This window comes from Acinetobacter sp. YH12218 (assembly GCF_013417925.1).
GTDB classification, from domain to species: domain Bacteria; phylum Pseudomonadota; class Gammaproteobacteria; order Pseudomonadales; family Moraxellaceae; genus Acinetobacter; species Acinetobacter amyesii.
This window is the reverse complement of sequence record NZ_VPDB01000029.1, coordinates 1-13777: the sequence shown is the minus strand read 5'-3', so window position 1 is coordinate 13777 and position 13777 is coordinate 1. Positions and strand designations below refer to the sequence as shown.

The following is a 13777-nucleotide window of genomic DNA, read 5'->3' as shown; positions in this document are numbered from 1 at the left end:
GATCGCCTCTTAAATTGGGTGAATCGCCTTTAATGGATACCCATTTCAGCCAGCAAATGCTTATTCACTTGATGCACATCATATTTATTCAGCGCAATTTCTCGCGAACGCTGTCCCATATACTCAATCAGTTTTGGATCTTCAATAAAGTATTGCATGCATTGCACCAAATCATCTACAGACTTCACTCCGACCAAATAACCATTCACACCGTGCGATACCGTTTCACGACAACCTGGTGCATCGGTGGTAATAATCGCCCGTCCCATAGCCATCGCCTCTAATACCGTACGTGGCGTGCCTTCACGGTAGGAGGGCAACACGTAGACCGAGCTTTCCGCAATTGCAGGACGTACATCACTCAGTTTACCCCAATAGTTGAGGCGACCATCGGCAATCCATTCATCAAGTTCGGCTTTAGAAATAGCTGATGGATTATCATCAATCCAACCGACCAAATGAAACTCTGTTGCTGGGTGTTTTGCTTTGATGATCCGCGCGGCTTCGGCATATTCACGTACGCCTTTATCACCAAGCAAACGTGCAATCAGTAAGAATGAAGCTTTGACTATCCCCGCATCATTTTGCGGTAAAGGCAATACATCAAAGTCTTGTACATTGACACCCGAACCATTCACCACCACCGTCGGCTTTTCGGCATCAAGCAAATGCATCTCTTGAAATAATTTGAGATCATCCGGATTTTGGAAAAAGACTTTGTCGCTATGTTTTAAAGCCTGTGCATATAAACCATGCACCAGTTTTTGAAACAGACTGCGTTTGCCCGATTCTACATTTTGGAAGGCATAACCTAGACCGGTAATTAAAGCAAAACGATGTGGTACTTTTGCAAGCCATCCAGCCAGCGTGCCGTAAATGACTGGTTTAATGGTATAAGACAGCACATAGTCAGGCTGAATTTGACGGATTTGCTGATAAAGATGTTTTAACAGTTTTAAATCTGCCAGTGGATTGGTGCCTGTGCGCTGCATGGGAATATCATGTACGGTGTATCCGAGCGACTGCAACTGTTGATATTCGTCAGGGAACGTACTCAGCTCAGGTGCCATGATGTGAATCTCATAGCCTTGATTTGCAATCGCTTCTAACAGCTTGCCACGGAAGTTCAGTGCAGAGGGCAAATAACTGCATATCATTAAAAACTTCATGCCTGTTGGCTCCACACCTGCATATATTGACTGCTGACCGTTTCGATACTGAAATTCTGTTCAACCCGTTCACGCGTTGCTTGTTTTAAAGCGTGTTTTTCTGCTTCTGTTTTTTGCACATACACCAAAATTGCATCTGCCAAAGCTTGTGCATTGCGTGGCGGTACAATTGCACCTAAGTCCTGCACAATGTATTTAGCATCGCCAACATTGGTACTAATACATGGCACCCCTGATGCCATCGCTTCCACCAAAACATTCGGAAAACCTTCGGTAATTGAAGTCATGAGGAATGCATCAATCGATTGATAAAAAGCAGGCATATCTGAGATTTGATCAAGCAAATACACTTTTTGAGCATCTAGCTGATACTGCTCGAACATAGTTTTCACTTCATGATTCTCTAGGCTTGCACCGCTGCCTGCAATTTTAAAGATGATGTTTTTATCTTTCAGCAAACCCATAGCTTCAAACAAATAGGGATAGCCTTTGGCCGTATGGTAACGCCCTGCAAAACCAATCACGGTTGGTTCATGCAATTGGGGATTAGGCTGAAACTTATCGAGAAATACGCCATTGGCAATCACTTGGCTATTGCCATTTTTAAAGCCGAAGGCCTGATGCTGCTGCATAGACGAATGCGCACAATAAATAATAGCACTAGGTTGCTGTGACAGTATTTTGCTTATGCCCAAGGCAATCTTGGTGCTGATTGATTCATCTTTAGGAGAAGCAAGAGAATGATGAATACCCCATACGACCTTTGGTTTTTTCGCTAAACCAATAACACTCAGACTGGTCAATGCATTGGCATGGTACATCCAGCATTGCACCGTTGCGGGCTGTAGATTTTTGAGTAATGCGCGCAGCTGACTCACCGTACTCAGCGTATTTAAACCATTCCAACCGAGCGCATAATGCGACTGACAACGCTCTAAAGTACTTTGATACACCTTGGAAGTTTTCATCAGTGCAATGATCACGTGCTGATAGTCATGTTCAGTTTGCTGAATTAAGCGTGCCAACATCATTTCGGCACCACCCACGCCTGCAAAGTTGGTGATCACATGTACCATCAAAGGTTTGCTCATGCCGCCGACTCCATCATTCGCAAATACTGCTTGAGCACGGTTTGCTTATGAAACTGCTGAATATGTGATTCAAAATCAGCATCTTGATATTGCACATAATCTGCAAATATCGCTTGCTGCATCGCTTGGGTTAAACCTGCCTGATCATTACATTCAACCAATAAACCAAACTTAGAGTTTTCTAGAATTTCCATTGGTCCACTTGGACAGTTGGTACTCACCACTTTCACTTTAGAGGCTAAGGCTTGAATAAGTACACCCGGCAAGCCTTCCCAATTCGAGCTTAAAACAAATAGCGATGCATATTTAAAATAAGCGTATGGATTGGCATCAAAGCCCGGCAAATCCACCACGTCTTTTAAACCCAAGTCGGCAACTAGAACTTCAAACTCTGCACGCAATTCACCCTCACCTAAAATCAATAATCGGGTTTCAGGATGCTGATCATGCAAGGCTTTAAAAGAGCGAATCAGAAAACCAAAGTTTTTTGCTTCAGTCAGGCGACCTACCGCCAAAATCACTTTATTGTCATTATTAAAAAAGCGATGTGTGACAGATACTTTCAGTTTTTCAAAATAGGTATCATCCAGTACAGGGTTATAAATGGTGCTCAGATTATTATTTTTATAGCCATAATATTCACGAAAATCGGCTTCAACCCCTTTGGAAACACAGACCACTTGCTGTGCCATGGGATAAGTCCAATTCACCAAAGTTTTCAGCAAAAATTTGGCAAGACCTTGCAATTTTAAGTTTTTGGACGGCGTAGATACTTCACGGAAGATTAATCGCGTTTTAACACCTGCGAGTTTTTTCGCAATACCTGCCACAATATTGGTGTGGGTTTGTGTTGCGACTAAGCAGTCGTATTGCTCAGCTTTCATTTTTATTTTTAAAGGCGTGATGCTATTCATCACCCGACCGCAATTAAAATTCACCAATTGAATTTTCGGGCTGACTTCAGGCAAGAGTTTGGCTTTATCACCTGTGACATTACACACGCCCAAATGAATATTTAGACCTTGTTCCGCAAAGCTGTTGGCGAGTTGAATGACTGTACGTTCTGCACCGCCACCGCCCAAGCTCGGCAAAAAGAACATGACTTTATTCAACATATGCAGACCTAAATTTTAAAATGGGAGAATATTAATGCAGTGTTTTTGAGGCTTGAATCGCCATGGCACGCTCAACACGCTCACGATAATCCGTGATGCCAGTAAGCTCACTGTCACTGGCACAGGTGCTTTGAATTTTGGCTTGATAATCAGCAAAACTGGATACCACTTTGGCAGGCACACCAATCGCCACGCTATGATCAGGAATATCTTTTGTCACCACTGAGCCTGCACCAATCACCACATTTGAGCCAATGCTCACGCCTGGCATTACAATGGTATTGACCCCAATAAACACATGCGAACCAACTTGAATTGGGGCAAAGCGTTGATAGCGCTTCCCTTGCTCATCTTTGACTAGACAGGTACTGCCATCATGGGTAATAAATTTCACCCCTGAAGTGACCGTCACATGGTCGCCAATGCTAACCAAGAACGGTTCTGAGCCCCAACTTTTAATATAGATTCGGCAGTTTTCACCGACTTTCACACCTTTTTTACGTGCATAAGCCACACTGCCCTTCGCCATAAAATAAGCAAGATCAAACAGCTGTCGAAAAGCAGAAACCATAAATGCCATACGCATGACCTATGTCAGGATCAGAAAATCAAAAGGGAGAAAATTAAGCTGAATATTTTACGCTGAAAATCTACTTTACGATATGGAAACCGCAGTCACGATACAGGATGAAAAAAAAGATCAGAGCGATTTGATTTTTTTAACAGGACTACCGACATAGATACCTGATTCATCCAAAGGTTTCGAGACGAGGCTACACGCGCCAATCACCGAATCACTTGGAATTTTCACACCATCAAGTACCGTCACCCGTGCACCAAGCCAAATATTTTCACCCAAACTCACGCCTTGTTTGGTAATCGCATCTTTCACCAACACATCAGGTTCACCAAATTTATGATTACTGGCAATAATGATGCTTTGCGTGCCAATGCGGGTGTTGTCTCCAATGCTGACACCGCCACAGCCATTGATAAATGACTTCGAGTTAATGCTGACATCTTTACCAATCGACACCTTGCCACCAAAGCATTTGATATAACAACTTTCACCAATAAAACTGTTATCCGCGATTTCTAAAATTGCACCTTGCTCGACGATTAAACTGACATGATCGCCAATATAAACATTGTTGCCGATCTTCACTTGTCCGCTAATATCGACCGTACAGGCTTTGCCGAAATAACGAAATTTGGTGCCAAAAGCCACATTATAAAATTGCTGACGGCATTGTGCAGTGAACCAATTTATCAGTTTTAACAGTTTAAAAAACATCAGCTTTTGTTTCTCCACACCACATATAAAATGGCAAAATTATAAATGATCAGTGCTACAGGCACCGCAAGCAACATATATACCTTATCAGCAAAGACTGCATAGAAGCCTGCAAATAAAGCGAACTTAATCATGAGTTCTACGATTTGCAACTTAAACAGCACTTGGCTATTGCGCTTAGCAATCAGAAAAGCTGAGCTTGGCGGATTACAGAAAATCGCCCAATAGCCCAAAGCTAAAATTTGGAAATAGCTCGAAATACCCACCCATTCACTGCCAAAAACCCATAAATATAAAGATTCAGGCAATACAAAGACCAAAGCAAATAATGGCAGTGAAACCAGACTGAGTAGTACACTCGCCTTTAAAGCACTTTGATTGGAATCCGTGGTTTTAAATTTGCGAATAAAGAACTGACGCAAGGTTTGCGAAATCAGGTTGATCGGCACACGTAAAGTCCGCTCGACAATGGCATAGAAACCCATCGCCTGCACACCGACAAAATGCGACACCACATAATACGGCAAGTTATGCGAAAAACTATTCAGCAAGGCATGCGGGGTATTGGCATAAATAAAATCTTGATAATGTTTAAATGCCTGCCAACTGACTTGATAGAGCTGATACTTCAATAGGTAGAGCAACATCGCCACGATCATCAGGATCGAGCTGACATTGTAGCTATTGACCAGACTGATCTGCATGAACAGTGGCAAACTCAGTTGTACTACAACGACGATCGCACTTCTAAAAATATTTAGACCTGCACAAAAATATTCTTTATGTACAGCAAATTGATAATTATAAACGCTCTGAATCAGCGTATTGGCAAGCACACCCGTTGCAACAGCAAACGCCATTTCAATATTTAAAATCAAGCTGATAACAATGCTACTCATCACAGCGATTACTGTTGAGAATATAGCCCCTTCAAAGATCAGGCTTTTTTTATCTTGTTCCTCAGCGACCAATAGCGCTTGATCCAAACGCAAATTGGCTACTGTTGAAAGCACACTGACAATCGCCAAAGCAATGCCATACGCGCCAAAGTCAGCAACAGAATACAGACGTGTTAAAACAGGAAGTGCGATAAATGTCATTATCGCACCTGCCAGTAAACTTAAGGTAATCAGTCCAATGGACTGATACTTTGCGAAGAGTTTCGCAATCATCGGTTCAAGATCATTTTAAGTTATTGACGTACCAACGCATGGCCAATTGAATGCCTTCGGCAATTTTAAACTGCGGTGCATAACCCAAACCTTGCTCAATTTTGGCAATGCTGGCTTGTGAATGACGTACATCACCCGCACGGAACTCACGGTACACAGGATCACGCTCAAAGTTCACCGCATTTTCAGCAAGTGCCACCTGAATGGCACGATATAACTCATTCAACGTAGTACGGTCACCCACAGCCACGTTATACACTTGGTTTTTAGCGTCATCAGATGCAGTTGCCGCCAAAATATTGGCTTGAACCGTGTTATCGATAAAGCAGAAATCACGGCTGGTTTCACCGTCACCATTGATGAAGACATCTTCGCCAGCGATCATTGATGCCGTCCATTTCGGAATCACCGCAGCATAAGCACCGTTTGGATCTTGGCGCTGACCAAACACGTTGAAATAACGCAAACCAATCGCTTTAAACCCGTATGTACGTGCAAATACATCGGCATACAATTCATTCACGTATTTGGTCACTGCATACGGTGAAAGCGGATTACCAATATTTTCTTCGACTTTTGGCAATGCAGGATGATCGCCATAGGTTGAACTGCTGGCGGCGTATGTGAAGCTGGCAACACCTGCATCACGCGCAGAAGTAAGCATATTTAAGAAACCGCTGATATTGGTATCATTGGTCGTGATCGGATCGGCAATCGAACGCGGCACAGAACCTAAAGCAGCTTCATGCAAGACATAATCCACACCGGCACAGGCTTTTTTGCAGTCGGCAAACTGGCGAATATCACCTTCAATAAAACTGAATTTTGCCCATTGCTCAGCAGTCACTAAACTTTGCACTTCATCCAAATTATGCTGATGACCTGTAGCAAAGTTATCTAAACCCACTACGGTTTGGTTGAGCTTGAGCAATGTTTCGAGAAGATTCGAGCCGATAAAGCCCGCAACACCTGTGACCAGCCATGTTTTAGGCGCTGTTTTAAGGTTTTCACATACCTGTTGATATTGATTCATTTTGGTATGCCCCTCTTACAAACGAAGATCAGATTCAGCTTGAGATAACACGTATTTCAAGTCATACAGCACATGATCAGCTTTACCCAACGCACGGATCGCATCTAAGCCCATGTCTTTAAACTGGTGATGCGCAACCGCTAAAATTACAGCATCATACTTGCCATTTTCCAGCGCCTGCACAGGGCTAATGCCGTACTCATGTTCAGCCTCAGCTCCATCGACCCAAGGATCATAGACATCAGCATCAATATGGTATTCTTTCAGCTCATTCACAATATCAATAATGCGGGTATTGCGGATATCCGGACAGTTTTCTTTAAAGCTTAAACCTAAAATTAAGACTTTGGCATCTTCTACTTGAATGCGTTTTTTCAGCATAGCTTTCACCAACTGAGTGACCACATAAGCCCCCATACCATCATTTAAACGGCGGCCCGCTAAAATAATTTCTGGGTTATAACCAATCGCTTGCGCTTTATGGGTTAAATAGTACGGATCAACACCGATACAGTGACCGCCAACCAAACCCGGGCGGAACGGCAGGAAATTCCACTTAGTACCTGCCGCTTGTAATACCGCTTCAGTATCAATGCCCATTTTATTAAAAATCAATGCCAATTCATTAATTAAGGCAATATTCACATCGCGCTGAGTGTTTTCAATGACTTTCGCCGCTTCGGCAACTTTAATGCTGGCTGCTTTGTGTGTGCCTGCTTCAATAATTAAATTATAAACTTGATCCACATAATCAGCGACTTCAGGCGTAGAACCTGAGGTGATTTTTAAAATATTCGTCACGCGGTGCAGTTTATCACCCGGGTTAATACGCTCAGGGCTATAGCCTGCATAAAAATCCTGATTAAATACTAAGCCTGAATTTTTCTCTAAAACAGGGATACACACTTCTTCAGTTGCACCCGGGTATACCGTCGATTCATACACCACGATATCGCCTTTTTTCAGCACTTTTGCAATGCTTTCTGAGGCTTTCACCAACGGGGTTAAATCCGGCTGCTTATATTCATCAATCGGGGTTGGCACTGTGACAATAAAGAAATTACAGTCTTTTAAATCTTCTAAATTTGCGCTGTAACTTAACTGAGCCGATTGTGCTAACTCTTCAGGAGAGACTTCTAAAGTATGATCACGTCCGCTACGTAATTCATCAATACGCTTCTGATGAATATCAAAGCCCACCACGGGAACTTTTTTTCCAAACTCAACAGCTAGCGGTAAACCGACATAACCTAATCCGATTATGGCAATTTTTAATTCGGAGAGTTGTAACATACTGAAGCCTATGTCATCGATGAATCATCAATCATCGTTATGTTGTAAATAGCGTTAAATTATATCAGAAAATCAAATTTCGATTGTGTAATGATGTTCTATGTCGACTGTAATTTTAACCAAAAAAGATTTATAGGATTAAACGATTCACCCTATAAGACCAACATTGCTCATCTCAAGAAAATTTAAATAACAATAAGATCTTTAAGATCTTTAAAAGATATTCATCCATGCATGTGTTGACTAAACACACGAATTAAAACAAATGTTAAGCTATATTCTGCAAAGTGAATAGTATAAACTTAGTAATCTAAAATGAGTAATTTGGGTGCTTTAGCCCGCATTTTAATGATTCAAATATTTTATAAATAGGATTTGTATTCGAGTGAGTTACTATCGTTATAGCTGCATGTTAGCTTTGAGTCTAAGTATGACGGGTTGTGCCATTACTTCAGGCTTACAAACCTATGACCTTCCTAAAGAAGGCACATTTCAAACTGATTTAGGTTCGACAGTTAATGTTATTAAACTAACTCAAGAAAATTTAGCTGCTGTTCAACCCGCTCAGGTTAACCAACAAAATTTTGCTCACTTATTTAATCAACATCAAAAGAGCTACCTCTTAAGTTCAGGCGATATCCTCACGATTTATTTATGGGCTTACCCAGAAATCACCCCACCTAATAATACAGTAAATAATAATGATGCTTCCCAAGCAAATGGTTATCAAATTGATCAAAGTGGTTACATTCAGTTTCCGATTATTGGTCGTTATAAAGCTGCAGGCAAGCCACTCACTCAAGTCAATCAGGAATTGCGTAGTCAACTCGCTCGTTACTTGAAAACCCCAGATGTGATTGTTCGCGTCCTTTCCTATCAAGGTCAACGTTACTCTGTCCAAGGTAACGTAATGAAAGGTGGTCAATTTAATCTGACCGACCAACCTACCAGCGTATATACTGCACTTGGTCTTGCTGGCGGCGTAAATACGCAATTTGGCGACAATACGTCTATTACCTTGGTACGCCACGGACAAACCTATACGTTAAATACTATCCAATTAGAACAGGCTGGCTATTCACTACATAATCTTCTCATCCAACCAAATGACACAATTTATGTCAACTCACGTGAAAACCAAAAAATTTATGTGATGGGAGAGTCTGGCAAAAACCAATCTTTACCAATGCGTGAACAAGGCATGAGCCTCAGTGATGTCCTTGGTGAAAGCCTAGGGCTTAACTCACTCTCAGCGAGTCGTAGCAAAATTTATGTAGTTCGTAGTGATATGAATAGCTCAATGACTGAAATTTACAATTTAGATTTAACCAGTATTGGTGACTTTGGGCTCGCAAACCAGTTCAAAATGCGTAGCAATGATATTGTATATGTTGATGCAACTGGTTTAGCTCGCTGGCAACGTGTGGTTAACCAAGTCATTCCTTTTTCAAATATGATTTATAATTTAGATAGGTTTGGTCAGTAAAGTTTTATATTATTAAAATGTCTTTTTAAGTCATTAAATATTTTCCCTAATTACCAATCTCATTCTTATTCTTTAGCAGTAAATACATGAACACAGAATCAAACTTGCAAGATGACACAATAGATTTAAAAGAGTTATTTTTTACACTTATTGCACAGTGGAAATTAATTATACTTTGTACATTTTTCACTTTTATTTGTGCAATTTTATATTTACGCAGTAGTGACGCTATTTATCAAACTGATGCATTAGTACAAATTAAATCAAATAGTACAAGTCCCTTGGCCAAACTAAGCTCTGAAATGGCAGCTATGGCAAGTTTTGCTGGCTTAGGTGGAGCAGGCGGAAATTCAACACAAAGTGAAATTGAATTATTAAAATCACGTGCGATTTTTGGCCAAGCAATCCAAAATTTAAATTTAGATCTATCTATTCATCCGCAAGAAAATATTCTACATAAAGTTTTTTATAATGATGAGTCTAGTTTAGATTACAATCAAAAAGGCATTATATTTTCATCAAATACAAATAATAATCAACTAAAATTTACTCAGTTCATTACACCTAAAGAATATGAAAATAAAACTTTAGTTTTAAAAATTAATAATGACCAATACTCAATTTTTGATGAAGAAACAAATAATTTATTAATTAAAGGAGAGCTTAATCATATTTTAAATCATACAGGTTGGAAAATTAACATTTCTGGCTCAGTCGTATCTGAACAAATATTCAATATTCAAAAGCACTCCTTACCTGCGGCTATGTCTAAAGTACTCAATGATTTTAATGTTGAAGAAAAAGGTAAAGGTACTGGCATATTAGAACTTACTTATCAAGGTATTAACAAAACCAATATTCCTGAAGTTCTTAATACAGTCCTTAATATCTATAAAGCGCAAGATATTGATCGCAGTGTAGCTGATAAAAATCAACAAGTTGCATTTTTAGAAAAGCAACTACCTGAATTAAAAAATGATTTAGATAATTCAGAGCGACAATTCAACCAATTCAGAGAAAAATTCGGAACAATTGATGTTAAAGAAGAATCTGAGCTATATCTAAAACAAAGTATGGAGCTTGAAACTCAAAAAATTCTACTTCAACAAAAACAAGCTGAATTAAGCGCTCAATACACATCTGAACATCCAGCAATGCAAGCCATTGGTGCTCAATTAGCAACAATTAGCTCTAAAATCACTGAAATTAATGGAAAAGTTAAAAAACTTCCAGAAATACAACGCTTATATTTGCAATATTATCGTGATGTTGAAATTAAAAACAAACTGTATACTAATTTATTAGGTACCTACCAAACTTTAAATGTAGCGAAAGCAGGTGAATTAGGTAAAGTAGATATTATTGACTTTGCTGTTGAACCCGTTAAACCAATAAAACCACGAAAACTTATTGTACTTATTGCTTCAATTCTAGTTGGAGGTTTCATCGGTGTATTCATTGCCCTTCTTCGCAACTTGATGAATACAGGTATCCGAAATCTTAGTCTTATTGTACGTGAGCATGATATTAAGAATTTTGGTGAAATTTCACAATCAGACCAACTCAATAGTAAATCAAAAAATTATTTACCTACTTTAGCCATTAATCACCCAACTGAAAAAATTGTTGAACAAATACGCCAAGCAGCTAATGCAATTTATTCTACAACTCAACTTAAACAAAAACCGATCTTTCAAATTATAGGTACTTCTAAAAATATTGGTACAACAACTTTAGCTGCGAACATTTCAATTGTACTAGCGCAGCTCAATTTAAAAGTGGTACTTGTTGATACTAATCTAAGAAATGGTCATCTTCACGAATATTTCAATATAAATAATCAAGCTGGCTTAAGCGACTACTTAGAATCTAAAGTAGAGTCAAATACCATCATCGTGCCTACCCAACAAATAAACTTAGACATAATTATTTGTGGTAATAAAGTGCCTAACCCAATTTCAACTCTCAGTAACGATAAACTCACTACCCTGCTTGAAACACTAACCCAAAAGTATGATTTAGTGATTTTAAATAGTTCACCAATCATTGATTTTTCTGATAGTGTAATATTAGCTAAACACATAGATACTCATGTATTAGTCTCTCATTCAAGTTTAACTACAACAAATGAATTAGAAAAAGCTTTAGAGTATTTTAAAAATTCAGGTTTTAAATTTGATGGCGTGATTTTGAATGGTGTTCCAAAAATCCCTTTTTTAGTTTAAAAAACTAATCTTTTCAATACCGCTCTTTCTAATCCAATAAGAGCGGTATATTCAATCATTTCAAAAACTTAAATACAAAACACTATTACTGTTATTATTTTATTAATTATAATACTGGTTTGTTTAAGCTATGATAAGCTTGTATACGATTACTTATTTTGACTATTAAAATATTTTGGAACAACTATGAGTAAAGCCTTACCAATTGCTGTTGCTGCTATTTTAGGTGGTGCTGCATTAATTCCTGTTTACATTGCAACTAAAACACCTGCTACGCAATCAGCAACATCAACTCAACCAGCTGCCAATGCTTCTGCTGTCGCTAAAATCAGTTATGCACTTGGTTATGAAGTTGCCCATCAAACGCCTCCAGAATTAGATATTGATAGCTTTGTCACGGGCGTTCGTGCGGGTCATGCTCGTGCAAAACCTGCATATACTGAAGAAGAATTACAAAAAGCATATGCTGAGTTCCAACAAGAAATGCAAAATAAGCAGCTCGAAAGCAATAAGCAAGCACAAAGTAGCAGTGATAATTTCTTAACGGAAAACAAAAGCAAAGCTGGGGTTAAAACCACTGCTTCTGGTTTACAGTACCTAACAACGAAAGAAGGTACAGGTAAACAACCGCAAGCAACATCGGTTGTAAAAGTTCACTACACAGGTAAGTTAGTGGATGGCACAGTATTTGATAGTTCAGTGCAGCGCGGCGAGCCAATTGAATTCCCGTTGAACCAAGTGATTCCAGGTTGGACTGAAGGTCTACAGTTAATGAAAGAAGGTGGCAAAGCCACTTTGTATATTCCTTCAAACCTAGGTTATGGTGCTCAAGGTGTTCCGGGAACGATTCCACCGAACAGTACTTTAATTTTTGATGTAGAACTCATTGAAGTTAAATAATAAAACCGGTACAGGAGAGCTTTTCGCTCTCCTGCTTTATTTTGAGACTCGGTCATGAAATTACAGATCAGTATGTTGTGTTTGGCACTCTGCTCAAGCACTGTATTTGCCAAAGATGTCAGTAATAAAAGTAGTGCTGCAGAACAAGTCGGTTATAGTTTTGGTTATTTAATGGGACGCAGTAATGCTGAATCCATTAAGGACTTAGATATTGATGCTTTTGTTGCAGGTTTAAAGGCAGCATCTAAAGGTCAAGCCTCGTCACTAACAGATGAAGAAATGACCCGTGCCTTAACTCAATATAAAAAGCAAACCGAAGCGAAACAACTGATTGAACTGAAGCAAAAAGCGGATGCGAATGCCACCATTGGTTCAGCTTTCCTTGCTGAAAATGCCAAAAAACCGGGCATTCAGGTCACGAAATCTGGCCTGCAGTATCAAGTCATTCAAGCTGGCAAAGGTAAGTCACCTAAAGCCAATTCAACAGTGAAAGTTCACTATGAAGGTCGCTTAATTGATGGCACTGTTTTTGATAGTTCAATTGCACGTAACCAACCTGCGATGTTCCAAGTGAGCCAAGTCATTCAGGGTTGGACGGAAGGTCTACAGTTGATGAAAGAAGGTGCAAAATATCGCTTCTTCATTCCTGCAAATTTAGGCTATGGTCAAATTGGTTCAGCAGACGTCATTGAGCCAAATAGCACGCTGATTTTTGATGTAGAGCTCATTGAAGTTCTCCCGAAATAACTACTCCCTTCAGGAGCATCGACAAATCTCGGTGCTCCTCAATATTTCATCGTTCCATTATTTTCTTTTACAATTTTTTTGATTGATTTGACTTAAAATTCACATTGATATCTTATATTTATTTCCTCTGTACACGACAAATTTCATAGGATCCTTGTCCTATCAGGCTTTTTCTTTCTTAAAATTGCTAGCACTTTCTTAAATTCTTCTTTTTTTCCAAAACCAATCAAACGTAGAATAGCCATTTGAACA

General features: G+C 39.4%; 12 protein-coding genes. 4 read left to right on the top strand and 8 right to left on the bottom strand.

From position 1 onward, the window contains the following. Positions 1 to 29 precede the first annotated feature (29 nt). The 8 genes from FTV03_RS09640 to tviB form a co-directional block, all read right to left on the bottom strand. Positions 30 to 1169 carry a glycosyltransferase family 4 protein gene (locus FTV03_RS09640; RefSeq protein ID WP_180041230.1) on the bottom strand — a complete coding sequence of 380 codons (1140 nt, stop codon included), beginning with the start codon at positions 1167 to 1169 and terminating at the stop codon, positions 30 to 32. Further along, the gene (locus FTV03_RS09635; RefSeq protein WP_180041228.1) at positions 1166 to 2260 is read right to left on the bottom strand and encodes a glycosyltransferase; all 1095 of its coding nucleotides are present in this window, start codon (positions 2258 to 2260) and stop codon (positions 1166 to 1168) included. Before FTV03_RS09635 ends, FTV03_RS09640 begins: the two co-directional genes overlap by 4 nt. Continuing rightward, positions 2257 to 3375, bottom strand: coding sequence for a glycosyltransferase (locus tag FTV03_RS09630; protein ID WP_180041226.1), 1119 nt, complete (start codon positions 3373 to 3375; stop codon positions 2257 to 2259). Before FTV03_RS09630 ends, FTV03_RS09635 begins: the two co-directional genes overlap by 4 nt. Positions 3376 to 3406: 31 nt before the next feature. Then, positions 3407 to 3955: an acyltransferase gene (locus tag FTV03_RS09625; RefSeq protein ID WP_180041224.1), complete on the bottom strand. Its 549-nt coding sequence runs from the start codon at positions 3953 to 3955 to the stop codon at positions 3407 to 3409. A 120-nt stretch (positions 3956 to 4075) separates the two neighbouring features. Further along, a complete protein-coding gene (locus FTV03_RS09620; protein WP_180003620.1) occupies positions 4076 to 4669 on the bottom strand; it encodes a DapH/DapD/GlmU-related protein in 594 nt (197 codons plus the stop codon). Next, positions 4669 to 5841: an oligosaccharide flippase family protein gene (locus FTV03_RS09615; RefSeq protein ID WP_180041222.1), complete on the bottom strand. Its 1173-nt coding sequence runs from the start codon at positions 5839 to 5841 to the stop codon at positions 4669 to 4671. Before FTV03_RS09615 ends, FTV03_RS09620 begins: the two co-directional genes overlap by 1 nt. A 10-nt stretch (positions 5842 to 5851) precedes the next feature. Beyond that, positions 5852 to 6874 carry an NAD-dependent epimerase/dehydratase family protein gene (locus FTV03_RS09610; RefSeq protein ID WP_180041220.1) on the bottom strand — a complete coding sequence of 341 codons (1023 nt, stop codon included), beginning with the start codon at positions 6872 to 6874 and terminating at the stop codon, positions 5852 to 5854. Between the two features lie 15 nt (positions 6875 to 6889). Beyond that, on the bottom strand, positions 6890 to 8167 hold the full coding sequence (tviB, locus tag FTV03_RS09605; RefSeq protein WP_180041218.1) for a Vi polysaccharide biosynthesis UDP-N-acetylglucosamine C-6 dehydrogenase TviB: 1278 nt from the start codon (positions 8165 to 8167) through the stop codon (positions 6890 to 6892). A gap of 409 nt (positions 8168 to 8576) precedes the next feature. Between tviB and FTV03_RS09600 the strand changes: the two genes are divergently transcribed. The 4 genes from FTV03_RS09600 (at position 8577) to FTV03_RS09585 (ending at position 13525) form a co-directional block, all read left to right on the top strand. Next, the gene (locus tag FTV03_RS09600; protein WP_218950641.1) at positions 8577 to 9653 is read left to right on the top strand and encodes a polysaccharide biosynthesis/export family protein; all 1077 of its coding nucleotides are present in this window, start codon (positions 8577 to 8579) and stop codon (positions 9651 to 9653) included. Positions 9654 to 9739: 86 nt separating this feature from the next. Beyond that, on the top strand, positions 9740 to 11878 hold the full coding sequence (locus tag FTV03_RS09595; protein ID WP_180041216.1) for a polysaccharide biosynthesis tyrosine autokinase: 2139 nt from the start codon (positions 9740 to 9742) through the stop codon (positions 11876 to 11878). A gap of 186 nt (positions 11879 to 12064) precedes the next feature. Further along, positions 12065 to 12778, top strand: a complete 714-nt coding sequence (locus FTV03_RS09590; protein WP_180041214.1) for an FKBP-type peptidyl-prolyl cis-trans isomerase — start codon at positions 12065 to 12067, stop codon at positions 12776 to 12778. Positions 12779 to 12832: 54 nt separating this feature from the next. After that, on the top strand, positions 12833 to 13525 hold the full coding sequence (locus FTV03_RS09585) for an FKBP-type peptidyl-prolyl cis-trans isomerase (protein WP_180011068.1): 693 nt from the start codon (positions 12833 to 12835) through the stop codon (positions 13523 to 13525). The last annotated feature ends 252 nt before the right edge of the window (positions 13526 to 13777 follow it).

Bases quoted from the DNA above. Each gene is read 5' to 3' on its own strand.
- FTV03_RS09640 (WP_180041230.1), bottom strand. From the start codon at position 1,169: ATGAAGTTTTTAATGATATGCAGTTATTTGCCCTCTGCACTGAACTTC.
- FTV03_RS09590 (WP_180041214.1), top strand. From the start codon at position 12,065: ATGAGTAAAGCCTTACCAATTGCTGTTGCTGCTATTTTAGGTGGTGCT.
- FTV03_RS09585 (WP_180011068.1), top strand. From the start codon at position 12,833: ATGAAATTACAGATCAGTATGTTGTGTTTGGCACTCTGCTCAAGCACT.
- FTV03_RS09630 (WP_180041226.1), bottom strand. From the start codon at position 3,375: ATGTTGAATAAAGTCATGTTCTTTTTGCCGAGCTTGGGCGGTGGCGGT.
- FTV03_RS09595 (WP_180041216.1), top strand. From the start codon at position 9,740: ATGAACACAGAATCAAACTTGCAAGATGACACAATAGATTTAAAAGAG.
- FTV03_RS09615 (WP_180041222.1), bottom strand. From the start codon at position 5,841: ATGATTGCGAAACTCTTCGCAAAGTATCAGTCCATTGGACTGATTACC.
- FTV03_RS09620 (WP_180003620.1), bottom strand. From the start codon at position 4,669: ATGTTTTTTAAACTGTTAAAACTGATAAATTGGTTCACTGCACAATGC.
- FTV03_RS09610 (WP_180041220.1), bottom strand. From the start codon at position 6,874: ATGAATCAATATCAACAGGTATGTGAAAACCTTAAAACAGCGCCTAAA.
- FTV03_RS09625 (WP_180041224.1), bottom strand. From the start codon at position 3,955: ATGGCATTTATGGTTTCTGCTTTTCGACAGCTGTTTGATCTTGCTTAT.
- FTV03_RS09635 (WP_180041228.1), bottom strand. From the start codon at position 2,260: ATGAGCAAACCTTTGATGGTACATGTGATCACCAACTTTGCAGGCGTG.
- tviB (WP_180041218.1), bottom strand. From the start codon at position 8,167: ATGTTACAACTCTCCGAATTAAAAATTGCCATAATCGGATTAGGTTAT.
- FTV03_RS09600 (WP_218950641.1), top strand. From the start codon at position 8,577: ATGTTAGCTTTGAGTCTAAGTATGACGGGTTGTGCCATTACTTCAGGC.